The organism is Nonomuraea typhae, assembly GCF_009760925.1.
In the GTDB taxonomy this organism is placed as follows: domain Bacteria; phylum Actinomycetota; class Actinomycetes; order Streptosporangiales; family Streptosporangiaceae; genus Nonomuraea; species Nonomuraea typhae.
On record NZ_VRLV01000010.1, the window covers coordinates 247,520 to 272,516 of the forward strand.

The 24,997-nt window shown below is 73.3% G+C and carries 21 protein-coding genes; 7 read left to right on the forward strand and 14 right to left on the reverse strand.

Going from position 1 to position 24,997, the window contains the following annotated elements; genetic code table 11:
* Nucleotides 1–89 precede the first annotated feature (89 nt).
* Nucleotides 90–2,357 carry a beta-glucosidase gene (locus FVE25_RS34250; protein ID WP_157251290.1) on the forward strand — a complete coding sequence of 756 codons (2,268 nt, stop codon included), beginning with the start codon at nucleotides 90–92 and terminating at the stop codon, nucleotides 2,355–2,357.
* Here the strand turns inward: FVE25_RS34250 and FVE25_RS34255 are convergent.
* From FVE25_RS34255 to FVE25_RS34285, 7 genes are all read right to left on the reverse strand, one after another.
* Complete coding sequence (locus FVE25_RS34255; RefSeq protein WP_157251291.1) at nucleotides 2,333–2,902, reverse strand: TetR/AcrR family transcriptional regulator; 570 nt, start codon at nucleotides 2,900–2,902, stop codon at nucleotides 2,333–2,335. The genes FVE25_RS34250 and FVE25_RS34255 overlap by 25 nt on opposite strands.
* A gap of 17 nt (nucleotides 2,903–2,919) precedes the next feature.
* Nucleotides 2,920–4,263, reverse strand: a complete 1,344-nt coding sequence (locus FVE25_RS34260; RefSeq protein WP_157251292.1) for an MFS transporter — start codon at nucleotides 4,261–4,263, stop codon at nucleotides 2,920–2,922.
* 70 nt (nucleotides 4,264–4,333) lie between these two features.
* Complete coding sequence (locus FVE25_RS34265) at nucleotides 4,334–6,829, reverse strand: alpha-L-rhamnosidase (protein ID WP_219825748.1); 2,496 nt, start codon at nucleotides 6,827–6,829, stop codon at nucleotides 4,334–4,336.
* On the reverse strand, nucleotides 6,820–8,232 hold the full coding sequence (locus FVE25_RS34270) for a carboxylesterase/lipase family protein (protein WP_246267833.1): 1,413 nt from the start codon (nucleotides 8,230–8,232) through the stop codon (nucleotides 6,820–6,822). Before FVE25_RS34270 ends, FVE25_RS34265 begins: the two co-directional genes overlap by 10 nt.
* Before the next feature lie 78 nt (nucleotides 8,233–8,310).
* Entirely contained in the window at nucleotides 8,311–9,450 is a 1,140-nt protein-coding gene (locus FVE25_RS34275; RefSeq protein WP_157251293.1) for a PucR family transcriptional regulator, read from the reverse strand.
* A 36-nt stretch (nucleotides 9,451–9,486) separates the two neighbouring features.
* The gene (locus FVE25_RS34280) at nucleotides 9,487–9,948 is read right to left on the reverse strand and encodes a hypothetical protein (RefSeq protein WP_157251294.1); all 462 of its coding nucleotides are present in this window, start codon (nucleotides 9,946–9,948) and stop codon (nucleotides 9,487–9,489) included.
* Between the two features lie 37 nt (nucleotides 9,949–9,985).
* Nucleotides 9,986–10,933, reverse strand: coding sequence for an alpha/beta hydrolase (locus FVE25_RS34285; protein ID WP_157251295.1), 948 nt, complete (start codon nucleotides 10,931–10,933; stop codon nucleotides 9,986–9,988).
* Between the two features lie 94 nt (nucleotides 10,934–11,027).
* Between FVE25_RS34285 and FVE25_RS34290 the strand changes: the two genes are divergently transcribed.
* From FVE25_RS34290 to FVE25_RS34305, 4 genes are read left to right on the forward strand one after another with little or no spacing between them, the layout of a single operon-like run.
* The gene (locus FVE25_RS34290; protein WP_157251296.1) at nucleotides 11,028–12,545 is read left to right on the forward strand and encodes an ABC transporter substrate-binding protein; all 1,518 of its coding nucleotides are present in this window, start codon (nucleotides 11,028–11,030) and stop codon (nucleotides 12,543–12,545) included.
* Nucleotides 12,542–13,480 carry an ABC transporter permease gene (locus FVE25_RS34295; RefSeq protein WP_157251297.1) on the forward strand — a complete coding sequence of 313 codons (939 nt, stop codon included), beginning with the start codon at nucleotides 12,542–12,544 and terminating at the stop codon, nucleotides 13,478–13,480. Before FVE25_RS34290 ends, FVE25_RS34295 begins: the two co-directional genes overlap by 4 nt.
* The gene (locus FVE25_RS34300) at nucleotides 13,477–15,987 is read left to right on the forward strand and encodes an ABC transporter ATP-binding protein/permease (RefSeq protein WP_157251298.1); all 2,511 of its coding nucleotides are present in this window, start codon (nucleotides 13,477–13,479) and stop codon (nucleotides 15,985–15,987) included. The genes FVE25_RS34295 and FVE25_RS34300 overlap by 4 nt, the downstream gene beginning before the upstream one ends.
* Nucleotides 15,984–18,128 (forward strand): glycoside hydrolase family 65 protein, encoded by a 2,145-nt coding sequence (locus FVE25_RS34305; RefSeq protein ID WP_219825749.1) that lies wholly within the window; start codon nucleotides 15,984–15,986, stop codon nucleotides 18,126–18,128. The genes FVE25_RS34300 and FVE25_RS34305 overlap by 4 nt, the downstream gene beginning before the upstream one ends.
* On the opposite strand, the gene FVE25_RS34310 is transcribed toward FVE25_RS34305, so the two are convergent.
* The 4 genes from FVE25_RS34310 to FVE25_RS34325 all read right to left on the reverse strand — a co-directional run bounded on the left by FVE25_RS34310 (nucleotide 18,055) and on the right by FVE25_RS34325 (nucleotide 21,695).
* Complete coding sequence (locus FVE25_RS34310) at nucleotides 18,055–18,414, reverse strand: hypothetical protein (RefSeq protein WP_157251299.1); 360 nt, start codon at nucleotides 18,412–18,414, stop codon at nucleotides 18,055–18,057. The genes FVE25_RS34305 and FVE25_RS34310 overlap by 74 nt on opposite strands.
* Nucleotides 18,411–19,310 carry a 2'-5' RNA ligase family protein gene (locus tag FVE25_RS54490; protein WP_219825750.1) on the reverse strand — a complete coding sequence of 300 codons (900 nt, stop codon included), beginning with the start codon at nucleotides 19,308–19,310 and terminating at the stop codon, nucleotides 18,411–18,413. Before FVE25_RS54490 ends, FVE25_RS34310 begins: the two co-directional genes overlap by 4 nt.
* 73 nt (nucleotides 19,311–19,383) lie before the next feature.
* A complete protein-coding gene (locus FVE25_RS34320; RefSeq protein ID WP_157251300.1) occupies nucleotides 19,384–20,457 on the reverse strand; it encodes a DNA alkylation repair protein in 1,074 nt (357 codons plus the stop codon).
* The gene (locus tag FVE25_RS34325; protein ID WP_246267835.1) at nucleotides 20,442–21,695 is read right to left on the reverse strand and encodes an RNA polymerase sigma factor; all 1,254 of its coding nucleotides are present in this window, start codon (nucleotides 21,693–21,695) and stop codon (nucleotides 20,442–20,444) included. The genes FVE25_RS34320 and FVE25_RS34325 overlap by 16 nt, the downstream gene beginning before the upstream one ends.
* A 102-nt stretch (nucleotides 21,696–21,797) precedes the next feature.
* Between FVE25_RS34325 and FVE25_RS34330 the strand changes: the two genes are divergently transcribed.
* Nucleotides 21,798–22,049, forward strand: coding sequence for a LuxR C-terminal-related transcriptional regulator (locus tag FVE25_RS34330; protein WP_219825752.1), 252 nt, complete (start codon nucleotides 21,798–21,800; stop codon nucleotides 22,047–22,049).
* Nucleotides 22,046–22,495, forward strand: coding sequence for an L-2-amino-thiazoline-4-carboxylic acid hydrolase (locus tag FVE25_RS34335; protein WP_157251303.1), 450 nt, complete (start codon nucleotides 22,046–22,048; stop codon nucleotides 22,493–22,495). The genes FVE25_RS34330 and FVE25_RS34335 overlap by 4 nt, the downstream gene beginning before the upstream one ends.
* Before the next feature lie 48 nt (nucleotides 22,496–22,543).
* Here FVE25_RS34335 and FVE25_RS34340 read toward each other — a convergent pair whose 3' ends face one another.
* Genes FVE25_RS34340 through FVE25_RS56495 form a run of 3 tightly spaced genes read right to left on the reverse strand, consistent with a single transcriptional unit; the run spans nucleotide 22,544 to nucleotide 24,936 of the window.
* Complete coding sequence (locus tag FVE25_RS34340; protein ID WP_157251304.1) at nucleotides 22,544–22,693, reverse strand: hypothetical protein; 150 nt, start codon at nucleotides 22,691–22,693, stop codon at nucleotides 22,544–22,546.
* Nucleotides 22,694–22,711: 18 nt separating this feature from the next.
* Nucleotides 22,712–24,817, reverse strand: coding sequence for a peptidase domain-containing ABC transporter (locus FVE25_RS34345; RefSeq protein WP_157251305.1), 2,106 nt, complete (start codon nucleotides 24,815–24,817; stop codon nucleotides 22,712–22,714).
* On the reverse strand, nucleotides 24,814–24,936 hold the full coding sequence (locus FVE25_RS56495; protein ID WP_281367938.1) for a hypothetical protein: 123 nt from the start codon (nucleotides 24,934–24,936) through the stop codon (nucleotides 24,814–24,816). The genes FVE25_RS34345 and FVE25_RS56495 overlap by 4 nt, the downstream gene beginning before the upstream one ends.
* Nucleotides 24,937–24,997: the final 61 nt, after the last annotated feature.

Consider the following 24,997-nt stretch of genomic DNA (forward strand, 5'->3'; position numbering starts at 1 on the left):
AGGACCGCCGTACCCTACCGTCAACGGTTGCCTACCAATTGATAGGTAGTTTTTGTTAGCCTCCCGACACCCCCTCAGAAAGGACCCCCATGGCAGACCACGTCCTAGCCCGTCTCACCCTCGCCGAGCGTGCCTCGCTCACCTCGGGCGAATCCCTGTGGCGGACCCAGGCGATCGAGCGGGCCGGGATACCGTCGATCACGCTCAGCGACGGCCCGCACGGCGTGCGCCGCCAGCCCGATGGCGGCGACCACCTCGGCGTCGGGCACAGCCTGCCGGCCACCTGTTTCCCGCCCGCCGTGGCCCTCGGCTCCTCGTGGGACGCGACCCTGGTGCGCACGGTCGGCGAGGCGCTCGGGCGGGAGGCCCGCGCCATGGACGTGCAGGTGCTGCTCGGCCCCGGCGTCAACATCAAGCGCTCCCCTCTGTGCGGACGCAACTTCGAGTATTTCTCGGAGGACCCGCGCCTGTCCGGCGTGCTCGGCGCCGCGCTCGTCCTCGGCATCCAGGCCCAGGGCGTGGGCGCCGCGGTCAAGCACTTCGCCGCCAACAACCAGGAGACCGACCGCCTGCGCGTCAGCGCCGAGGTGGACGAGCGCACGCTGCGCGAGATCTACCTGTCCGCGTTCCAGCACGTGGTCACGGTGGCCAGGCCGTGGATGGTGATGAGCGCCTACAACCGGCTCAACGGCGTGTACACCTCGGAGCACCGCTGGCTGCTCACCGAGGTGTTGCGGGAGGAATGGGATTTCCGCGGGGTGGTGGTCTCCGATTGGGGCGCGGTCGACGACCGGGTGGCGGCGCTGCGGGCGGGGCTCGACCTGGAGATGCCCACGTCCGGCGGCGGCACGGACGCCTCGCTGGTGGCCGCGGCCGAGACCGGCGCGCTCGATCCGGCCCTGCTGGACGTCTCCGCCCAGAGGGTCCTGGACCTGGTCGGGAAGGCCGTGCCGTACCCCGGGGAGAGCTTCGACGCCGAGGCCCACCATCGGCTGGCGCGGGAGGTGGCGGGGCAGTGCGCGGTGTTGCTGAAGAACGAGGGCGTGCTGCCGCTGCGGCCCGAGGCGAGCGTCGCGGTCGTGGGCGAGCTGGCGCGCAGCCCCCGCTACCAGGGCGCGGGCAGCTCCCAGATCGTGCCGACCCGGTTGGACGACGTGGTGTCCGAGATGTCGGCCCTGGCGGGGCGGGAGCTCGCGTTCGCGCCCGGTTACCGGCTCGACGACCAGGAGCGGAACCCCGCGCTGGAGGAAGAGGCCGTCCGCCTGGCCGGGAACGCCGAGGTCACCGTGGTGTGCGTGGGGCTGCCCGGCGAGGAGGAGTCGGAGGGCTACGACCGGACCCATCTGGATCTTCCGGCCGGCCAGCTCGCCCTGCTGGAGGCGGTGGCGGCGACCGGGACGCGGGTGGTCGTGGTGCTGTCCAACGGCGGCGTGGTGCGGGTGGCGGGCTGGGATCACCTGACCGCCGCCGTCCTGGAGGGCTGGCTGCTCGGGCAGGCGGGCGGCGGGGCGATCGCCGACATCCTGTACGGCGTGGCCAATCCGTCGGGCCGCCTGGCCGAGACGATCCCGCTCCGGCTGGAGGACACCGCGTCGTACCTGAACTTCCCCGGCGAGCTCGGCACGGTCCGCTACGCCGAGGGCGTCTTCGTCGGCTACCGCTACCACGACGCGATCGGCGGGGAGGTGAGTTATCCGTTCGGGCATGGCCTGTCCTACACGGAGTTCGCCTACGACGAGCTGGATGTGCGGGTTCGCGGCGAAGGCGAGGAGATGGTGGTCAAGGTGAGCGCCCGGGTCACCAACGTCGGCGAGCGCGCGGGCCGGGAGGTCGTGCAGGTCTACGTGGCGGCGCCGAGCGCGAACGTGCGCCGCCCGGAGCGGGAGCTGCGGGCCTTCCAGAAGGTCGCGCTGGCGCCGGGCGAGAGCACCACGCTCAGGTTCACGCTGGCGTTCGGGGATTTCGCCTACTTCCATCCGGTACGGCGGCTCTGGACGATCGAGCCGGGCGCCGCCACGGTCCACGTGGGCGCGTCCTCGCGCGACCTGCGGCTGAGCGGCACGCTCGAGCTGCCGGGCACGCTGCCGAGGGTCGTGGTCACGCCGGATTCGCCGCTGGCCGACTGGATCGCGGTGCCGGGCGGGCTGGAGGTGCTGCGCCGGGAGATGCGACCGCCGGCGGAGACCGGGCAGCCGCACTCGCGGTTCCTGAACGATTCCGCGCTGCGGATGGCGGCCTCGGTGCCGTTGCGGCGCCTGGCCCGCTTCCCCGGCGCCTATCTGGACCCCGAGCGGCTGGAGACGCTGGCCGCCGAGGTCAACGGGGGAGCCGATCAGCTGGTGATCGAGTCGAGGTAGGCGTCGAGCGCGCCGAGCAGGTCGAAGTCGTTCTCGATGAGCCATTGGATCTGCAGGCCGTCGAGCACGGCGATGAGCACGGGGCCGCCGACGGGTCGGGTGATCTCGCCGGTGGCCCTCGCCTTGGCGAGGGTCGCGGAGAACAGTTGCCTGCTCGTGCGGTAGCGCTTGACGAAGAAGTCGTGGGCGGGGTGCCCGGGGTCGGTGGCTTCGGCGGAGAGCGTGGTGAACAACCGCATGACGCCGGGTTCGGCCATGTTGCGCACCATGAGTTCGCGTACGGCCAGCCGGAAGCTGCCGACCTCTTCCCACTTGGCCTCGAACCAGGGCACGTCCACGTCGGTGCGCTGCTGGAGGACCTCGGCGAGGAGGTCCTCCTTGGAGGGGAAGTAGTGGAGGACTCCGGCCAGCGTCAGCCCGACCTCCGCCGCCACGTCCCGCATCGAGGCGCCGCGGTAGCCGCGCACGCTGAAGAGGTCACGGGCGGCCTGGAGGATCTGCGTCCGGCGGGCGATGCCGACGGCGTACGGTCTTCTGGATGGCATGCCGGCATCCTAACAAACTAACCAACCAGTAGGTGGTTTTTCCGCTCGGCCAGCTCGGCGGCGGCTTGCTCGGCCACGGCCTTGGTGATCGGGTAGGCGGCGAACACCAGCGCCCCCACGGCCCCGATCGCCGCCGGGATCAGGCTCTGCGCGTACAGGACGCCCTGGATCGCCTCGGGGTTCTGGCCGACGCCGCCGCTGCGGTAGCCGGTGGCCGCCAGCGTGTAGGCCAGCAGCCCGCCGCCCACTCCCCCGCCCGCCTTCGTGGCGAACGAGGTCATCGCGGCCAGGGACGCCTCGGTGCGGAAGCCGTGCTTCCACTCGGTGTAGTCGGCCAGCTCGGCCAGCAGCACGAGCCCGAGCGCGACCGCCCCGCCGAGGCCGAACCCGGTGAACGCCAGGCAGACCAGCACCGGCAGCGTCGCAGCCGGCACCACCGCGATCAGCGCCAGGCCCGCGATCGCCACCCCCAGGCTCGTCAGGTACCACGGCTTGACCCCGCTGCGCCGGGCCAGCCCCGGCACCGCCACCGCCCCGATCACCATCGGCACCGCCATCGCCAGCGCCGCCGCGGACAGGAACGCCTGGTCGCGGAGGTAGTACAGGGCGAAGTACGGCAGCGCCGCGGTCAGCGAGCCACTGGCCGCCTGCACCGCCACCTTCGAGGTGAGCAGGATCGGCACCGCCTTGTGGCCGAAGAAGATGCGGCGCACGTCCTTGAGCCTGTACCGCTCGGGCGACAGCGGCTGCACGCGCTCGCGCACCCGGACCGCCATGATCGTCACCAGCACGCATCCGGCCAGGGCCATGACGCTGACGTACTTGAGCCAGCCCGCCGTGCCGCCGCCGAGCGCGGCGACGATCGGCAGCGTGGCGCCCGTGCTCAGCGCGGCGGCCAGCAGCCCCGTCAGGCCGACGATCGCGGCGAGCTGGCCACGCGTGCGGGGGTCGCCGGCGACGACCGGCAGCAGCGAGGTGACCGGGATCTGGAACAGGTCCAGCAGCAGGCCCCACAGCAGGTAGGTGATCCAGGCGGCGAGCAGCGCGTCGGGGAACCAGGCCGGCGCCGCGAAGAGCGCCACCAGGCAGAAGGCGCACAGGATGCCGCCGATGAGCACGTAGAGCCGGAAGCGGCCCCAGCGGGTGACCGGCAGGTGGTCCACGACGTAGCCCATGATCGGGTCGCTGGCGCCGTCCACGATGCGGGCGACCAGCATGAGCGTGCCCACGGCCGCGGCGCCGATCCCGACCACGTCGGTGAGGTACAGCAGCAGGAAGCCCGAGGCGCCGCCCATGAGCGCCCCGCCCGCCACCCCGCCGAAGAAGGCGAGCTTTTCCATGAAGCCAGGACGGTCGTTCATACGCGCTCCAGAAACCTACCAACTGATTGGTAGTGAGAAGATTAGGTGGTGGAGCACGCACCGTCAATGATCAGATCGGCACGGTCCAGTGGTGCTCGCCGGAACCCGTCTCGAACGGCTCCGCCCCCGGCAGACTGACCAGCGCACCGGTGTTCGGCGGCACCGTCGCCCGCACGTCCAGCACCTCGCCGTCCACCCGCCAGGCCACCTCCGCCGGGCCGTACGGCGTGCGGAGCGCGGCCCGCGCGTGGGTGAGCCCGCCGCCCGGCCGGGGTGCGACGGCCAGGCGGCGGTAGCCGGGCGCCAGGGGCGCCAGCCCGGCCACGGTGCGATGGAGCCAGTCGGCCACGGCGCCGAAGGCGTAGTGGTTGAAGGAGGTCATCTCGCCGAGGTTGACGGTGCCGTCGGGCAGCATGCTGTCCCAGCGCTCCCAGATCGTGGTCGCGCCCATGGTCACGGGGTAGAGCCACGAGGGGCATTGGCGCTGCAGCAGGAGCCGGTAGGCGGTGTCCAGGCGGCCGGCCTCGGTGAGGGCGTCGCAGATCAGCGGGGTGCCGAGGAAGCCGGTGGCGATGTGGTGACCGGCCTCCTCGGCCACCTCGGCCAGGCGGCGTCCGGCGTGGGCGCGCTGGCCGGGGCCGGGCAGGAGGCCGAAACGCAGGGCGAGCGCGTATCCGGTGGCCGAGTCGCCGAGCACGGTGCCGTCGGGCGCGACGTAGGCGGCGGCGAAGGCGGCGCGGACGGCGCCGGCCAGGCGGGTGTAGTGCTCGTGCTCCCGGTCGCGGCCGAGCGCCGCGGCGGCCTCGGCCAGCACGGCCGCGGCGTGGGCGAGGTAGGCGGTGGCCACGACGGGCTTCGGGGTCCGGCCCTCGCCCGGTTTGTCGGGCGGGGCGGCCGGGTCGAGCCAGTCGCCGAACTGGTGCCCGCTCTCCCACAGCAGCATGGGCCCGGCCAGCAGGGCGACGTGATCGACATAGCGGCACATGGCGGGGAACTGCCGTTCCAGCAGGGCGGCGTCGCCGTACCGCTGATAGAGCGTCCACGGGACCAGGACGACGGCGTCGCCCCAGCCGGCGGCGGCGAAGACCGCGCGCTCCCCCAGGACGTTGGGCACCGCCACCGGGACCGCGCCGGAGGGTGCCTGCTCGGCGGAGAGGTCGGCCAGCCAGGAGGTCAGCATGCCGGCGCAGTCGTGCAGGAAGGCCGCGGTCGGGGCGAAGACCTGAAGGTCGCCGGTCCAGCCGAGGCGTTCGTCACGCTGGGGGCAGTCGGTGGGCAGGTCGAGGAAGTTGCCGCGCATGCTCCAGACGACGTTGGCGTGCAGGCGGCTGACCAGCGGGTCGGAGCATTCGAAGTGGCCGGTGCGCCGCATGTCGGTGTGGCAGACCACCGCGCGGATCAGATGCGGGTCGGCGGGGCCTTCGACGGTGGCGTAGCGGAAACCGTGGAAGGTGAAGCGGGGCTCCCAGACCTCCTCCTCGCCGCCGCGCAGGATGTAGACGTCGGTGGCGGCGGCCGAACGCAGGGGGCGGGTGCACAGCTCGCCGTTCTCCAGGACCTCGGCGTGGCGCAGGATCACGCGCTCGCCCGCGCGGCCCCGGGCGGTGATGCGCAGACGGCCGACGAGGTTCTGGCCGAAGTCGAGGACGGTCTGGCCGGAGGGCGAGGTCAGGACCGCGACGGGGGCGAGCTCCCGGGTACGCCGGACCGGCGGGCCGTTCGGGGCGGTCAGGGTGGCGAGGTCGTGCTCCAGCGGCTTGACCGGGACCCAGGTCTGCCCGGCTTCCAGGCGCGCGTCGTGGGTCTCTCCGTCGTAGATGCTCGCGGCCACGAGCGGGCCGTCGGCGCAACGCCAGGAAGGGCTCGTGCAGAAGCGGTCGCCGGAGCCGTCGTCGTAGGTGATCTCCAGCTGGGCCAGGAGGCCGAGGTGCTCGCCGTAGGTCGCGATCGTGCCGCCCTGGAAGCCGAGGCGGCCGCGGTACCAGCCGTCGGCCAGCGTCGCGCCCAGCGTGTTGGGGCCGGGGCGCAGCAGCGCGGTGACGTCGAAGGTCTGGTAGCGCAGGCGGTGGCCGTAGCTGGTCCAGCCGGGCGCCATGACGTGGTCGCCGATCGGGGCGCCGTTGAGCTCGGCCGCGTAGACGCCCAGCGCGGTGATGTAGAGCCTGGCCGAGGCGACGGCCCGCCGTACCTCGAAGTCGCCGCGCAGGAGGTGCTCCTCGTCCGGCGGGGCGATGAAGCGCGCGGTCCAGTCGGCGGGGTCGAGCAGGCCGGCTTCAAGAACGGTGACGGGGCTCCAGCCGGACCACTCGCCCGCTGAGCGCACGCGCACCCGGACCGGGACCCGCTCACGCGAGGCCAGCGGCTCGAAGGGCCACGGGATCAGGACGGATTCGCCGGACTCCCGGACGACGCGCTCGCCGCGGGCCTCGATCTCGCAGGCGTCCTGCCGCCAGCCCGGCCGGTCCGTCTCGATCGTCCAGGAGAGCCGGGGCCGGCTTTCGCCCAGGCCGAGGGGTTCGTCCAGGTGTTCGGCGCGGGGTGCGGAGACGTTCACCGTCACCGCCACAGGGCGTGGATGTCGGCCCGGTGGTTCTCGACCACGATGGAGGGCGTGTCGAAGACCATGGTCGGCCGGGTGGAGGGGTTCCAGGCGGGCCAGCCGGGGTCGCCGGTGGACGCGAAGCGCACCCAGGCGGCGTGCATGGTGTCGGCGAGTTCCTGCGGGGCCTCGGTTCCGGTCAGCATGTGGGCGTCGGGGCAGGTCAGCGCGTCGAAGACGAACGGGATCTCCATGGCGTGCGCCGCGCCCAGGTCGCGCTGGGGCGAGCGCCAGGCGAACTCGTACAGCCAGGTGTTCCCGATCGGGCGGCGCTCGGCGAGGCGATGGTTGCCCAGGCGCACGAGGCGGTCGGTGAGCATGAGGCCGACGACCTCGCCCGGCTTGGCGTCGGGGAACAGGGTGCGGTAGCCACGGTAGACCCGGCCCTTGACGCCCATCTTGAGCGTTGCCAGGCGGGCCACCAGCGGGCTCGTGCGCTCGACGCCGCCGGTGGGCACGAACCACAGCCGGTACTCCTCGGTGGTGTGCCCGATGAGGACCGCGATGTCGGGGTCCACGTGGTCCTCCGGGGGCCCGGTGACCAGGTCGCCGTCGACGACCGGGCCCAGTTCGGGGCCTCCGGCCAGGCCGCTGCGGCTCAAGACGGCGGCCTGGGCGTCGAGCAGCCGCTCGCGGTCGGCGGCGGCGAAGGCCGCGGCGGTGGCGGGCAGGCCGAGGCGGCGGGCGATGCGCCGGGTGGTGTCGGCGACCTTCTTGCGCGGGGCGGCGGCGGGGCCGCCGCTCTGGATGATCGCCCGCCGGATCAGCCGCCGGGCGGCGGGCACGGCCAGCAGGTCGGCGATGTCGATGGCGCCCGCGGACTCGCCGAAGACCGTGACGTTGCCCGGGTCGCCGCCGAACGCCTCGATGTTCTCCCGTACCCAGGTCAGCGCGGCGATCTGGTCGAGCAGGCCGCGGTTGTCCGGCGCGTCGGGGAAGGCGGCCCAGCCCTCGACGCCCAGCCGGTAGTTGATCGAGACCATGACCACGCCGTCGCGGGCGAAGGCGTCGCCGGCATACAGGGGCACGGCGTTGGAGCCGTTGCGGTTGGAGCCGCCGTGCACCCACACCATGACCGGGCGGCGGCCGTCGAGGCCGGGCGTCCAGACGTTGAGGTTGAGGCAGTCCTCGCCGGGGATCACGGCCTCGGGCAGGATCTCGTCGAGCGGCGGCCGGTAGCCGCGGCTGGTCGCGGTGGGGCCGTAGGCGAGCGCGTCGCGCACGCCCTCCCAGGGTTCGGGCGGCTCGGGCGCGCGGAAGCGCCGCTCGCCGAAGGGCGGTGCGGCGTACGGCACGCCGAGGAAGACGGCGACGCCGTCCTCCATGCGGCCGCGCAGCTTGCCCGGCCTGATGTCGACGGTGATCTCCACGGGGCCTCCAGCGATCGGAGCGGTACCTCCATCCTGCTGGAAGCTTGTTCTGGCGGCACTGGGCCGGAGCCCCCGCTTTCACCTCTTGGCTTGTGCGGCGGCACACGGGGTGATGCGGTGCCCGATCAAGGCGGCGTACAGGGCCGCCACGTCCCCGGGACGCTCCAGCGAGCGGCCGGTGAGCCGTTCGATCCGGCTCAGCCGGTTGCGCACGGTGTTGCGGTGGCAGTACAGGCGGCGGGCCAGCTCGGCGGTGGGCGCGCCGCTCTCCAGCCAGGCCGACAGCACCTCCAGCAGGGCGTCCGCGTCGGGACGGGCCAGGACGGGCCCCAGCACGGCGGCGGTCACCCGCTCGGCCAGCTCCGGGGCGGCGGCGACCAGGGCGGCGACCGGCCGGCTGTCCACCGTGGCCACCTCCCGGCTGCCCGGCGGCAGGCTGGCCCAGACGAGCTGGGCCAGGCGGAAGGCGGCCGCCGTCTGCGGCAGCCGTTCGTACGGCGTGCTGACCCCGATCCGGCCCCGCCCGGCCAGCGCCGTCAGCACGGATCCGGTGTCGGCCACGATGCCCACCTGCTCGTCGGCGCGCAGCCGCCAGGCCCCGCGCAGCCCGGCCGAGGCCATCGACACCGAGGGGTCGGCCACCACGCACACGTACGGCCCGCGCGCCGGCAGCCCGAGCGCGTGGGCGCTGCCGCCCAGCACGCTCCAGTCGGTGACCCGGCCCTCGATCAGCGCGTCCAGCAGCACCTGGCGTTCGCGCTCGTCCTGCCTGGCCAGCTCCACCATGGCCTCGTGGTAGCTGGCGGTGACCGCGACGGAGTAGCCGTCGATGAGCCTCCAGATCGTGGTCATGGAGGTGGCCAGCGTCTCGACCGGGTAGCCGGGGTCGGCCATGGCCCGCTCGACCAGGCTCTCCCAGATGATCCGGAACCCGATGCGGTAGGCGTGCAGCAGCGCCCCGAGCGGCAGCCCCTGCTCGGCCCGGCGGCGCGCGGTCTCCCTGGACACCTCGGCGTTGACCGGACGCTGTTCGGCCAGGTCGAGCAGGTGCTCGACGAGGTTGCGGCGGTTGTACTCGCGGACCTCGGCCAGGCGCTCGGGCGGCAGCGCGGCGTAGGTCTCGTCCTCGGCGACGATGGCGGCGAACATGCGGTCGGTGAGGCCCGGCACGTCCTGCAGCAGCTCCGCCGCCAGGCGCGCGATCAACGGGTCACCCATGGGCCGCAGCGTAACAACGGCTTGTGCCCCGGCACATCACCCGCGCCGGGTCAGCAGGTCGGGACCGCGCCAGGAGCCGGTCAGGGCGGCGACGACGAGCGGCGGGCCGAGCAGCACCGGACTCTCCCACGGGGAGGAGGCCAGGAACACCCAGATCGCTTCGGCGGCGCCGACCACCGCCACACTGGCCAGGGCGGTCACCAGCCGCGCCCGCAGCGGGACGGGCGCGGCCCATCCGCCGGCCAGGATGAGCACGAGCGCCACGGGCAGCGCCATCAGCGCGCCCAGGGGGATGCCGACGACGGTGGCGATCAGGATGACGTTGAGCAGGCCCGCGACACCGGCGACGTTGACACTGGCCTCGGGACTGGCCAGGCCGACGACCAGGAGGCTGACGCTCAGCAGGGTCCCGGCGGTGACGCCCGACACCGCCCCGGCCAGCACGCCGGTGATCAGGGTCCGCCCCAGCACCCCGCCAGGACCACGCCGTACGGTCACTTCTCACCTTTCGCCCGGTTTCCCCCCTGACCGTATGTCAGCGCCTCATGGCGGCCGACACCGAGTCCACCACGATGGAGCGCCACTCCCGGGAGCTCGCCAGCAGCCCGGTCAGCGTGTGGGAGCCGTGCACGTGCCCGGGGAACTCGCGGAAGGTCACCGGCACCCCGGCCGCGGCCAGCCGGGCGGCGTACTGCCTGGCCTCGCCGGAGAGCGGGTCGCACTCGGCCGACAGGATGACCGCGTGCGGCAGGCCGCTCAGGTCGGGCGCGTGCAGCGGCGAGGCGATCGGGTCCTTCGGGTCGTGCCCGTTGAGGTAGGTGGTCATCACCCATTCCAGCTCCGACCTGGTCAGCACGTGGCCTTCGCCGTACGTCTCGATGGTCGGCGAGGTGCGGGTGAGGTCGAAGGCCGGGATCTCCAGCACCTGGATGACCGGCATGGGCCCGCCGCGCCGTTTGGCCAGCAGGCTGACCGCGGCGCTGAGGTTGCCGCCCGCGCTCTCGCCGCCGATGCCGACGCGGGCGGGGTCGTAGCCGAGGCGGCCGGCCTGCTCGACGGTCCACTCCAGCGCCCGGTAGCAGTCCTCGGCCGGGGTGGGGAACGGGTGCTCGGGGGCCAGGCGGTAGTCCACGTTGACCACGACCACGTTCGCGCCCGCCGCGACGGCCCTGGCCCGGCGGTCGGTGTCGTCGAGCGTGCCCATGAGCCAGCCGCCGCCGTGCAGGTAGACCATCGCGCCGGCGCTCTCCTGCGCCGGGCGGTAGATCCGGACGGTGATCTCGCCGTCGGGGTCCGCCACCTTGATCTTCTCCTCGAAGATCTCCGCGATCCCGGGCTCCTCCTGCACGTAGTCGCCGTAGGGGTTGGCGTCCTTCGCCCTGCGCTCGGCGTTCATCCGGCGTCGCTCGACGGCGTCCCGCGGCGCCGGAGGCGCGGAGTGGATCATCTCGAGCAGGTGGGCGATCTTCGGCTCGACAGGCATGTGAACTCCAGGAATCGGCATCGTTACCGAAACCCTACCAATTGATAGGTAGTTTTTGTTAGCCTCGCCACACGCTCGATCCGAGGAGGTTCCGATGCCGAGATCGCGTGTGGCCGCCGCCACCCTCGCCCTCGTGCTCACGGGCACCGCTTGTTCCACCGGTGCGTCCAAGGGCACCGACACGAACGGCCAGACGCTCACCCTGGCCGTGGCGGCCGACGTCTCGACCTGGGACCCCGCTGTGGGCGCCGGAGGCAACTCCCTGGGCTACCTCCAGGCCGTCTACTCGTCCCTGACCACCCTCAACCCCGCCGACTTCACCATCGCGCCCGGACTGGCCACCGCCTGGTCCTACGACCCGCCCAAGACCACGCTGACCCTGACCCTCCGCGACGGCATCACCTTCTCCGACGGCACCCCGCTCGACGCCGAGGCGGTCCGCGCCAACCTGCAGCGCGGGCTGACCACCCCGGGCGCGACCCAGTCGGTGCTGGCCGCCATCAAGACCATCGAGGCCACCGGGCCGAACGAGGTGCGGATCACGCTCAAGAAGCCCGACCCCGGGCTGCTCTACCAGCTCTCGATGGTCCCCGGCATGATCGCCAGCCCCAAGGCGTTCGCCACCCTGAAGACGGACCCCGTGGGCAGCGGGCCGTACGTGCTGGATCTGAAGGCCACCACCCGCGGCACCTCCTACACCTTCGTCCGCAACCCCACGTACTCCCTGCCGGCCAAGTACGCCTTCTCCCGGCTCGTCATGAAGGCGCTGCCCGACACCAACGCGATGGTCAACGCCGCCCTCAGCGGCCAGGTCGACGCCGGCGGCGTCCCGGGGGCCACCCTGCCCCAGGTGGAGTCCGGCGGCCTCGCCTACCGGAAGATGCCCGGCCTGATCCTGGGCATGTGGATCGTCGACCGGGCGGGCAAGCTCGCTCCCCCGCTGGCCGAGCTCAAGGTACGGCAGGCCATCAACCACGGCCTCGACGCCGAGGGCATCCTCAAGGCCGTGGACAAGGGCAACGGCTCCCGCCGCGCCCAGATGTTCGCCGCCGGCACCCCCGGCTACGTCGAGTCGCTCAACAGCCGCTACCCCTACGACCCGGCCAAGGCCAAGAAGCTGCTGGCCGAGGCGGGCTACCCGGACGGCTTCGAGCTCACCCTGCCCAGCGAGAACACCTACCTGCCCGCGCTCTACCCGATCGTCGCCCAGCAACTCGGCCAGATCGGCATCAAGGTGAAGTACAAGCCGGTCTCCAGCAACCTCATCACCCAGCAGTACCTGGCCGGCACCTATCCGGCGTTCATGTACACCTACACCTCCACCGAGAACTGGCTGGACGCCTCGCTCTTCCTGGCCAAGGGCGGTGTGTTCAACCCGTTCCACACCGCCGACCCCACGGTCGAACGCCTCATGGACAAGATCGCGGTCGCCGAGGACGCCGAACGCGGCCCGTTGTTCCAGGAGCTGAACACCTACGCGGTCGAGCAGGCGTGGTTCGCCCCGCTGTACGCCTCCACCAACCTCATGGTCTGGAAGAAGGACAAGGTCAAGGTGGAGACCGGTGACGACCAGCTGTTCGTCGTCCTGAGCGACTACAAGCCGGTCACATGATCAGGCTGTTGTCCCGCCGGGTGCTCGCGGCGGCCGTGCTGCTGCTGGTGATCACCGCGATCACCTCGCTGCTCACCGTGCTGGTGCCCGACCCGACCCACAACCTGCTGGGCACGACCGCCACGGCCGAGCAGATCCTCGCCAAGAAGCGCGAGCTCGGACTCGACCGGCCCGTGCTCGAACGCTACCTGGAGTGGCTGGGCGGGGCCGTGCGCGGCGACCTCGGCGTCTCCTGGTTCACCGGGCTGCCCGTGGCCGAGACCATCCTGGCCAGGCTGCCGATCACGGTCTCGCTGGCCGTCATCGCCACGCTGGTCTCGGCCGTGCTCGGCACCGCGTTCGGCATGGCGGCCGCCATCCGGCGCGGGTGGCTGGACCGCGCCCTTCAGGTGGTGGCCGCGCTGGGCTTCGCCGTACCGGGGATGTGGGTGGCGCTGCTGCTGATCATCGTCTTCGCGGTGCAGCTGCGGTGGCTGCCGGCGACCGGATACGTGGCCTTCGCCGACAACCCCGCCGACTGGGCACGCTCGCTCGTGCTGCCGGTCGTGGCGATCGCCTCGGGCTCGGTGGCGGCCGTGGCCGCGCAGACCCGCAACGCGGTCGCCGCCGTGCTCGGCCAGGACTACGTCCGCACGCTGCGCAGCCGCGGGCTCCCGGCCTGGCGGCTGCTGCTGCGGCACGTCCTGCGCAACGCCGCCCCTGCCGCGCTGACCGTGGTCAGCCTGCAGTTCATCGGGCTGCTCGGCGGGGCCATCATCGTCGAGCAGATCTTCGCCATCAACGGCCTCGGCAGCCTCGCCGCGGCCTCCTCCAACCGCTCCGACATCCCGATGGTGCTCGGCGTGGTGGTGGTCGGCGTGCTCATCGTGCTGACCGTCAACCTGATCGTGGACCTGCTCGTGAGCTGGCTCGACCCGAAGGTACGCACCCGATGAGGGCCTCTCTCCTCCTCCGCCGCCCCGCCGCGCTCGCCGCCGCGGCCGTGCTGCTGCTGGTGGCCGTCGCCGCGCTGGCCGGGCGGTGGCTGGCGCCGTACGAGGCCGACTACGTGGACCTGGCCGCGGCACTGGCCGGGCCCGGCGGCGAGCACCTGCTCGGCGGCGACGGCTCCGGCCGCGACGTGTTCAGCCGGCTGCTGCACGGCACCGGCGCCACGGTCGCCGGCGCGCTGCTGGCCACCGGCGTCGCGCTGGGCCTGGGCGTCGTCGCCGGCACCCTGGCCGGGTACTTCGCCCGCTGGGTGGACGCGATCGCGAGCTGGTTGTTCAACCTGCTGATGGCGCTGCCGGCGTTCATCGTCGTGCTGGCCTTCGTGGCCGTCATGGGCCCGAGCCTGCTCGGCACCATGGCCTTCGTCGGATTCCTGGCCTCGCCGTCCATCTACCGGCTGGTCCGCGCGGTGACCATGCGGGTGCGCGGCGAGTTCTACATCGACGCCGCGCGCGTCTCCGGGCTGTCGGACCTGCGCATCGTGCGCCGGCACGTGCTGCCCGTGGTCCGCTCGGCAATCATCGTGCAGGCGCCGCTGCTGTTCGGCGCCGCGCTGCTCATCCAGGCCGGCATCGACTTCCTCGGCCTCGGCGAGCCCGGCGCGGCCAGCTGGGGCGCGATGCTCAACGACGCGGCCGCCAACGTCTTCCGCGCCCCCTGGCTGTCGATCTGGCCAGGGCTGGCCATCGCGGCCACCGTCCTCGCCGTCGCGGTGCTCGGCAACGCCGTGCGCGACGCCCTCGAGGACGCCCCGATCCAGGCGGCGGGCCACGCCCCACCCACCCCAAACGGGCCCGCCGCCTGCCCCACCCCCGCCGACCCCGCCGCGCTCCTGGCGATCGCCGGCCTCACCGTCACCCACCGCACCGCCGCCGGCGAGGTCACCGTCGTCGACGGGGTCACCCTCCAGGTACGGCCCGGCGAAGTCGTCGGCCTGGTCGGCGAGTCCGGCTCGGGCAAGACCCAGACCGTGCTGGCCGCCCTGGGCCTGCTGCCGCCCAGCGGCCGGATCGCCGCGGGGTCGGTGCACTTCGACGGCGCCGACCTGGCCGAGCTGGGCGAGCGGGCGCTCAACCGGGTCCGCGGCCCCCGCATCGGCTACGTCTCCCAGGAGCCGATGTCCAACCTGGACCCGAGCTTCCGCGTCGGCGGCCAGCTCGCCGAGCCGCTGCGGGTGCACCGGGGGCTCTCGCGCCGCGCGGCCCGGCTCCGGGTCCTGGAACTGCTGGCCCGCGTGGGCATCGCCGAGCCGGAGCGCATCTATCGCGCCTACCCGCACGAGATCTCCGGCGGCACCGCCCAGCGCGTGCTCATCGCCGGGGCCATCGCCTGCGACCCCGAGCTGCTGGTCGCCGACGAGCCCACGACCGCGCTGGACGTCACCGTCCAGGCCGAGGTGCTCGACCTGCTGCGCTCGCTGCGGGCCGAACGCGGCATGGCCGTACTCCTCGTCACCCACGACCTGGGCGTCGTGGCGGACATGTGCGACCGGGTCGCGGTGATGCGCCACGGCCGCCTGGTCGAGGAGGCGGCCACGCGGGCGCTGTTCGCCCACCCCGCGCAGCCGTACACCAAGGACCTGCTGGCCGCCAACCCGCACAACGCCGACCCGCGCCCGCGCCCGGCCGCCGCCGGGGCGCCGCTGCTGGAGATCGGCAGCCTGTGGGTGGCCTACCCGCAGCGCGGCCTGGGCGCGGTGCCGCTGCAGGTGCTCAAGGGTGTGAGCCTGGCCATCGCGCAGGGCGAGACGCTCGGCCTGGTGGGCGAGTCCGGCTCGGGCAAGACCACGCTCGGCCGCGCGGTGCTCGGGCTGGCGCCCGTCTCCGGGGGATCCATCCTGTTCGCCGGGCAGCCGCTGCCCGGCCGCCAGGCGCGTGCGCTGCTCGTCCAGGCGGTCTTCCAGGACCCGTTCAGCTCGCTCAACCCGGCCATGAGCATCGCCGACATCCTGGTCGAACCCCTGCTGGCCCACGGCCGGCTCGGGTACGAGGCGGCGAGCGCCCGCGTGGCCGGGCTCCTCGACCGGGTCCGGCTGCCGGCCGGCACCGGCGAACGCCGCGCCCGCGAGCTGTCCGGCGGGCAGCGCCAGCGCGTGGCCATCGCCCGCGCGCTCGCGCTCGGGCCGCCGCTGATCATCTGCGACGAACCCGTCTCCGCCCTCGACGTCTCCACCCAGGCCCAGGTGCTCGACCTGCTCGTGGAGATCCAGCGCGACACCGGCGTCAGCTACCTGTTCATCTCGCACGACCTCGCGGTGGTGCGCAACGTGTGCGACCGGGTGGCCGTCATGTCCGGCGGCGTGCTGGTCGAGACCGGGCCCACCGAGCAGGTGACCACCCGTCCCCACGACCCGTACACGCGGCGGCTGCTGCTGTCGGCGCCGGTGCCCGACCCGGAGGAGCAGGCCGCCCGGCGGGCCGCGCGGCTCGGCCTGGCCAAGGAGAGCACGTGATCGACAGGGAACGGCTGGTCCGCCGGCACAACGTGGTCCTCACCCGGTGGCACCCCTCGTGCACGCTCAGCCTGGGCAACGGCGACTTCGCCGTCAACGTCGACGGCACCGGCCTGCAGACCTTCCCCGAGGCGCACGAGCTGCCGCCCCGGCCGGCGCTGGTCACCGGCCCCGACGGGGTGCGCAGGCTGCCCCGGCTGCGCTTCGACCCGGACGACTTCCCGGTGCCGCTGCGCATCCAGTCGAGCTGGGGCTGGTACGCCACCGACCCCGGCAGGACGCACCGGCTGGAGGACACCGGCACCGCCTACCGCACCCGGACCGGGACCGTCCGCTACCCCGACCGCATGCGCCTCGGGCCGGACGGCGTGGCCTCCGGCGACGCGGGCGGCTGGCTGTATGCCAACCCGCGACGGCTCGACCTCGGCCGGATCGGGCTGCGCTTCGATCCGGCGCTGGAAGTGACCGCGTTGTGCGTGGAACTCGACCTGTGGACCGGGAGCGTGCACTCGGTCTTCTGCCTCGGCGGGGCACCGGTCGAGGTACGCACCGCCGTACACCCCGAGCTCGACGTGCTCGCCACCCGGGTGCGCTCGCCGCTGCTGGCCTCCGGGGAACTGGCGGTTGCGATCACCTTCCCCGGGCAACGCGACCCGCTCTCGCCCGGCGAACGGCTCACCGAGGGCGCCGTGTCCGTGCCCGGCGGGGTGGAGCGGCGCGTGGGCGACGCCCGCTACCACGTGCGCGTGACCACCAACGGGCGCATCCGCGCCGACGGGCACGTGCGGACCAGCAGATACCTGCGGACCGGCGGCGGCGCGCCCGCCGAGGCGGGCACCGGACCCGGGCTGGAGGTCGAAGCCCCCGGGTCCGAGCTGGCGCTCAGCGCCGCCTTCTCCCCCCTCCCCGCCGACGAGCCGCCCTGCTTCGACCAGGTGCACAAGGCCGCGGCCGAACACTGGCGCACGTTCTGGACCACCGGCGCCGCCGTCAGCTTCGCCGGCAGCACCGACCCGCGCGCCCCCGAGCTGGAGCGCCGCGTGGTGCTCTCGCAGTACCAGACCGCCGTGCACTGCGCCGGTTCGGCGCCGCCGCAGGAGTCGGGGCTCGTGCACAACTCCTGGGGCGGCAAGTTCCACCTGGAGATGCACTGGTGGCACGCCGCCCACTTCGCCGTGTGGGGGCGGCCCGAACTGCTGGAGCGCGGGCTCGGCTGGTACCGCGAGATCCTGCCCGCCGCCCGCCGCACCGCCGCCGAGCAGGGGTACGGCGGAGCCCGCTGGCCCAAGCAGGTCGGCCCGGACGGCCGCGAGGCGCCCAGCCAGGTCGGCCCCTTCCTGATCTGGCAGCAGCCGCACCCCATCTACTACGCCGAGCTGCTGCGCCGCAACGACGTGCCCGGAGCCCTGGAGCGCCACGCGAGCCTGGTCTTCGAGACGGCCGAGTTCATGGCCTCCTACGCGGAACCGGACGACGGCGGCGTCTTCCACCTCGGCCCGCCGCTGGTCCCCGCCCAGGAGACCTACTATCCCGACCGGGCACGCACCGCCGACCCCACCTTCGAGCTGGCCTACTGGCACTGGGGCCTGCACGTCGCCCAGCGCTGGCGCGAACGCCTCGGCCTGGAGCGCCACCCCGGCTGGGACGCGGTCCTGCGGCGCCTGGCCAGGCCCGCGGCCCGGCAGGGCGTCTACCCGGCCGTCGCCACCGAGCCGTACACGGTGCCCGACGACCACCCGTCGATGCTCATGGCCCTCGGCTTCCTGCCCGCCACGCCGGTCATCGACCGCGCGATCATGTCGGACACCTTCGACCACGTGCTGCGCACCTGGGACCTGCACACCACGTGGGGCTGGGATTATCCGGTGCTGGCGATGTGCGCCACCCGGCTGGGCCGGCCCGAGGCGGCGGTCGAGGCGCTGCTCATGGACACCTACAAGAACCACTACCTGCCGACCGGCCACGTGCCGCAGTTCCCCGGCGGGCTGTCGGTCTACCTGCCCGCCAACGGCGGCCTGCTCGCCGCCGTCGCGCTGATGGCCGGCCGGTTCCCGCCGGGCTGGCGGGTCACGGCTGAGGGGCTGGGCGTGTTCCCGGCGGACCTTCCAGAGACCGGCGGTCAAGGGCTTGAGCCCATTTGACGGCCACGGCGGCCACCTGGATCAGTTCGGTGCGCAGCGCCTCCGGGTCGGTCTCGGCCAACGACTCCAGCACCTCCTCGAGGAGGATGTGCCGCCAGGTCAGCGTCCCTTCGCCGAAGGCGGCCGAGGTCTCGCGCTTGGCCGCGTCGGCGGCAGCCGTACGGGAAGGAGAGGTTCCATCGGGGATGTCCTGGATGCCCCACCTGGCGTCCTGTGCCCGGCGTTCGTCGGCGATGTCCGCCAGCACCCGGGCCAGCGAGCCGGGCACGCCGTAGTCGCCGTTCACAGGGTCTCCAGCAGGCGGAAGCGCTCGGTCACCACGAGCGTGTCGTCGTCGATCACCGGCGTGCGGCCGAGATAGGCGACGTGCTCGGGGCTGAGCCAGAACCGCTCGTGGGCCGCCCGCCACTCGGCGACCCCGGCGAAGCCCTCGCCCTCGTCGCGGGCGAACGCGTCGTCGATCTCGCGGATCGGCACCACCCTGACCTCGGTCGTCTCCAGCAGCGCCACCCGGCGGCCCGCCGAGTCGATCAGCGCGTCCCAGGATCCGGCGACCGGCAGCTCCTCGCCGGCGTAGTCGGCCAGCATGGAGCTCGTCGCCGTCTTGCGCCCGCTCAGGATGGCGGCCACCAGGGTGTCCCGCAGCGGCCCGGGGAAGGCGAACTCGGCCGCGCCGACCTCGCCGAACGGGAAGCGGGCCCGGCGCCGCCACCTCTCGCCGTCGAAGAAGTCCAGCGTGACGCCGCTGACCCGCATCCGCACCGGCAGCCCCTCGAGCCCGGCCTCGACCGCCGCGGCGCTCTGCTCGTCGAGGCCCTGGCCGACCGTGAGGTGCGGGACGACCTCGGGATACTTGCCTTGGTACGGCGGCGCCTCCGGCCAGCGGGCCACCACCGCCTCGGTGAGCTCCTTGACGGGCTCGGCCGGCTCCGGCGCGAGGTAGACGAGGCCGGGGAACCGCGCGGTGCGCTCGAAGACCAGGTCGAAGGGCTCATACGTGGCGAACAACGCCCGCAGCTCGGCCTCGTCCACCCGGTCGGCGGGCAGGAAGGGGTAGAGCACGGTCACGTGCGCGGGCACGCCGTACGGCGTGGCCGGGTCGTAGCGCTCGCGCCACCGGCCCACGACCCGCTCGGTCGCGGGCGCGTGGATGGTCAGGGCGGTCTCTCCAGGGGTGAACATGGCCTGCCTGTTGGTCGGTGCACACTTCCAGCCCTGTATTCCAGCACGCCCGGCCGTTGCTTATCGCCCCTTTTTACGGGTTCTCCACCTCGGTGAGCCGGAAGGGCGCCGTCGCCCGGACCACGCCGTTGACCACGATCTCCAGCGTGCGCGGCCCCGGCGGCTCCACCCGGGTCGTCACCGGGCGGAAGGAGTGGGACTTGGTCACCGCGATGGCCTGGCCGGCGTCGGCGGCCGTGCGCTCGCCCAGGTGGAAGACGCGCCGCGAGCCCGGGCGCACCACCGCGTAGCGCAGCACCAGCGGCCCCGGCGCATCCGCGGCCAGCTCGACGGTGAAGGCCAGCTTGCCGCCCACGGCCACCTGGTCGGCGGCCAGCGTCAGCGCCGTGACCCTGCCGCCGCCGGGCGTGGCGCCGACCAGGCCCAGCGCATCCGGGTGCCCGTCGCGCAGCAGCCCGCGCACCGCGTGCCTGACCACCTTCTCCACGTGTGAGCCGCCCTCGGCCCGCCACCCGGCCAGCAGCGCGACGGCCGCCTCCGGGTGGTCTTTGGCCAGGTCGTTGACGTGGTTGGCGACCGAGCGGCGGACATACTCGCTCGGGTCGTCGCGCAGCCGGGCCAGGATCGGCAGCGTCGGCCCGGGCGTCATCAGCCAGCCGACCCGGGTGGCCCACGGCAGCCTGGGCCGCGAGCCCTCCGAGGCCAGGCGGCGCAGGTGCGCGTCGGGCGAACCGGCCCACCCGTGCATGATCTCCAGGGCGGCCGTGCCGTGGCGCTCCAGATAGGGGCGGACGGCGAACTCGGCCGTGGCGTGCGGGGTCAGCGCGGCCAGCGTCTCCATCGCCACCTCGAGGTGGTCCAGGCCGTGCAGCGCGACGTAGTCGGTGGCGGGCCAGCCGCTCCACATGTCGAGCCCGGGCGCGCAGGCGCGCAGCGCGGCCGCCGCTTCGGCAAAGGGCACGCCGAGGACGCCGCCCAGCGTGCGGGCGACATGACGCACGCGGTCCTTCAGCTCCATCGCCGCCAGGGCGCCGACGGAATCGGCCACGAAGCGCTCGCGCGCGAAGCCGGGCAGGGCGGCGGCAAGGCCGTCGGCCAGCACGCCGACGGAATCGGCGTTGACGAACTCTTTCAGCGGTTGACCCACAGCTCCTCACCGTGCCACACGCCACCGACAGTTCTGGCCCGCTCCAGCAGGAACTCCTGCTCGGCCGCGTTGCCGCTGAGCGCCAGCGCGGCCCGGTACGCCTCGACCGCCTCGGCGTCGCGGCCCAGCCGGTGCAGCAGGTCGGCCTTGGTCGCGGGCAGATAGCGGTAGCCGGCCAGGCGTCCCTCCCGCTCCAGCTCCTCGACCACCTCCAGCGCGGCGGCCGGGCCCTCGACCACGGCCAGGGCCACCGCCCGGTTGAGCGCGACCACCGGTGACGGCCAGATCCGCAGCAGCTCGCCGTACAGGATGAGGATCTGCGGCCAGTCGGTCTCCGCGTAGGAGGGCGCCTGAGCGTGCAGGGCGGCGATGGCGGCCTGCAGCGTGAAGCGGCCGGGCGGGCCCGCGGTGAGCGCGCCGATGATGAGCCGGTCGGCCTCGGCGATCAGCGCGCGGTCCCAGGCGGAGCGGTCCTGCTCCTCCAGGCGCAACAGCCGTCCGGCGGCGTCGGTCCTGGTGGCCCGGCGGGCCTGGTGCACCAGCAGCAGCGCCAGCAGCCCGCGCGCCTCCCTGTCGCGGGGCAGCAGCCCCACCAGCATGCGAGCCAGGCCGAGCGCGCGGCCGGTGAGCTCGTCGCGCACCAGCTCCTGCCCGGTGGCGGCGGTGTGCCCGGTGGAGTAGAGCAGATGGATGACGGTCAGCACCGCGTCCACGCGCTCCGGCAGATCCTCCTCGTACGGCACCGCGTACGGAATCCCCGCCGCCGCGATCTTCTTCTTGGCCCTGGTGATCCGGGCCGCCATCGTCGCCTCCGGCACCAGGAAGGCACGGGCGACGTCCGGCGTGGCCACCCCGCACACCAGCCGCAACGTGAGCGCGACCCGCGCCTCGGGGGCCAGCGCGGGATGGCAGCAGGTGAAGATCAGCCGGAGCCGGTCGTCCCGGACGGCGCCGGTCTCCGGCGGCTCGTCCTCCTCGACCCCGATGAGCAGCGGCAGCTTGGCGGCCAGCGTGCGCTCCCGCTTCATCGCGTTGAGCGCGGCCCTGCGGGCGACCGTGGTCAGCCAGGCGCCCGGGCGCTCGGGCACACCGTCCCTCCCCCACGTGCGCAGCGCCTGCACGTAGGCGTCCTGGACCGCCTCCTCGGCCGCGTCGAGGTCACGGGTGAGGCGGACGGTGGCGGCCAGCACGTACGCCCACTCCTCGCGGTGGGCTCGCTCGACCGCCTGCTCGGACATCGTCGTCACACCTCCTCCGACAACCATGCTGTCCGGAAATCGACAATGGGAATCCATCGGTCCGCCGTGGACGAATCAGCGGACATGGCAGAGGTCATTCATATGGTGATCGTGCTCGAGGGGGAGCCTCCGCCGCAGCGGCCGAAGTTCTCACGGCGGGAGCGGGCAGTGCTCCTCGCCTACACCTCGGGGATGACGCTTCAGAAGGCGGCCCATCGCATCGGGATCAGCCCGGCGACGGCCAAGACATACCTCCAGCGGGTCAAGGCCAAGTACGAGCAGGCGGGCCGGCCCGCCTACACCAAGCTGGAACTGGCCGAACGAGTCCGCGAGGACGAGGGGAGATCGGAGTGAACGAGCAGGAGTACCGCGCGCTGATGCGCACCCGGCTGGCCGACTATCTGCGGCTGCGCGAGGACATGGGCGACGAGCGGGCCCGCGAGTCCATCCTGGAGTCCTACGTGCGCAGGCAGGAGCAGCGCATGGGCACGCTGATCCGCGACAACACTCTGGCCGAGGGCTTCTCCAAGGTCACCCGGGTGTTCGACACCATGGGCGTGCACATCGAGATCGTGGACGTCTCCGGCGACGGCGTGGACGCGGCCGTCGAGATCCTCACCACCTGCGAATGCCAGTCCACCTGCGACGACCTCGGCCTGACCGAGCCGCTGACGGTGCTGTGCGAGCTGGACAACGAGGCGGCCCGGCGGGCGTTCCCCGGCCTGAAGGTCGAGGTGCTGCGCCAGCACGTGCGCGGCGCCCACATGTGCGTCTTCCGCTACAGCCGCCAGGCCCCCTGAGCGCGTGGGGCGGGGGACCCCGCCATGGGGATCCCCCGCCCGCTCATCTCACCCGCCGGTCTCGATCGGGGTCATGCCGCCGCCGTCGCGCGTGCAGCTGCCGCCCTCCGCGCCCATGCCGGGGTGCCCGCCATGGATCTCGTCGAGCTCGGCCTCGCTCAGCTCCGCCTCATGCGGGTTCACGAGCTGTTCCTTCATCGTCATCACCTCCTCTCGCTAGGCGTCGAGCTGCGCTCCGACCAGCGCCGCGTAGCCGCCGCGCCGGGCCAGCAGTTCCTCGTGCGTGCCCTGCTCGACGATCCGGCCGCGCTCCAGCACCACGATCCGGTCGGCGTCCCGCACCGTGCTCAGCCGGTGGGCGATGACGATCTGCGTGCACCGCAACGCGCGCAGGTTGCGGTGGATGCGCGCCTCGGTGACCGCGTCCAGGTGGCTGGTCGCCTCATCGAGCAGCAGTACGGCCGGCCGCCCGATGAGCGCCCTGGCCAGCGCGAGCCGCTGCCGCTGGCCGCCAGAGAGCCCGCCGCCCCGCTCGGCCAGGCGGGTGTCGTAGCCGTTGGGCAGGGCGACGATCTCCTCGTGCAGCTCCGCCGTACGGGCTGCGTCGACCACCTCGTCGCGGGTGACGGCGGGGTCGTGGAAGGCGATGTTGTCGTGGATGGTCCCGCTGAAGAGCGAGGGCTCCTGGAGCACGGAGCCGACGCAGCCGCGCAGCCCGCCGGGGTCGTGGCCGTCGATGCCCACGGAGCCGGCCTCGGCCCGGTAGAGGCCGAGCAGCAGGAGCGCGAGCGTGGTCTTCCCGGCGCCCGTGGCGCCGACGACGGCCACCCGCTCGCCGGGCCGGGCGCGCAGGGAGACCCCGAGCAGCGCGGGCGGGCCGTGCCGGTCGTAGCGGAAGGTGACCGCGTCCACGTGCACGTCGCCGGTGAGGCCGGTCGGGGCGGTCCGGCCGGGCTCGGGCCGGGACTCCAGCACGTCGGCCAGCCGCTGGAGGTAGGCCCCGGCGAGCTGGAGCCGCTGAGCCCCGGCCACGAGCAGCGACAGCGGCGTCACGACGGAGGCGGCCATCCAGGTGGCGGCGATCATGGTTCCGGCGCTCACGTCCCCGGTGAGCACGCGGGAGGCGCCCAGCCAGAGCACGGCCAGCGGGGTGAGCACGCGCAGGGAGGCGGCCACGGAGTCGAGGACCGCGCTTGCGTGCCCGCGCCGCAGCGTGGCCCGCATCCAGGTGACGAACAGCCCCGACCAGCGTTCGAGCGCCCGCTGCTCGGCGGCGGCGGCCTTGACCGTCAGCACCCCCTGGAGCATCTCGATCAGGTACGCCTGTTCCCGGTGATGGGTGTGGACGTCGGCGGCCATGCGCTCGCGCACCACCCGGGTGGCCCGGACGAACAGCCCGAACTGCACCGCGACCACGCCGAGGACCACCAGGGCGGCGGCCGGGTCGATCACGGCCAACACGGCCAGGTAGGTGAACAGCGTCGCCGTGTCGAGGACCGCGGCCAGCGTCTGCCCGGTGAGCTGCTCGCGCAGCAGCACGATGCCGCCCATCCTGGCGGCGATGTCGCCGGTGCTGCGCTGCTGGAAGTAGGTCAGCGGCAGCCGGAGCAGGTGCTCGCAGAAGCCGATCATGGCGTGGGTGTCCAGCCGCCCCTGCAGGTAGAGCACGAGCGAGGCGCGCAGGTACCCGGTGACGAACTGGGCCGCGGCGATGACCGCGATCCCGGCGCCGACCAGGCCGAGCACCCCGCCCAGCGGGCCGAGCTGGTCCACCACCGCGCGTACGGCCAGCGGCATGGCCAGCCCGAGCACCTGCAGCAGCAGCGAGGCCAGCAGCACCTGGGCCAGCAGCGCCTTGGTCCCCCGGAGCGCGAGCAGGCGGCGCACGTACACCCGCCAGAACGGCTCGCCGGCCGACTTCCTGCGGGTGAACCCGGGCCCCGGCCACAACCCGATCGCCACCCTGCCGAGCCCGGCCGCGAACTCCTCCTGGGTGAGCCGCCTGCGCCCGGTCTCGGGGTCGACGACCCTGACCCGGCGCCGGCCGACGTGCTCGACCACGACGTAGTGGTCGGGCGCCCAGTGCACGATGGCCGGCAGGTCGAGGCCGCGCAGCAGCTCGGGCGAGGCGCGGTAGCCGGTGGCCGTCATGCCGAGTTCCTTGGCCGTCCTGACCAGCGTGCCCGCGGTGGTGCCCGCGCGCCCCAGGCCGCAGCGCTCGCGCAGCTCCAGCAGGGAGACCGCGTGGCCATGATGCCCCAGAACCATGGCCAGGCAGGCGACGCCGCACTCGATGCGGCTGGTCTGGAAGACGACCTTCATGCCAGCCACCGGACCCCTGCCGCCATGAGCAGGGCCAGGGCCAGCAGGGTCAGCCACAGCGCGCGGCGGACGAGCGGGCGCAGCGCGCGGGGGAACAACTCGGAATCCTCGGGGACCATGGCCGCAGGCTGTCAGCGCCGGCGAACCCTGTCATGACAGCAAAAATGATGACATGACAGG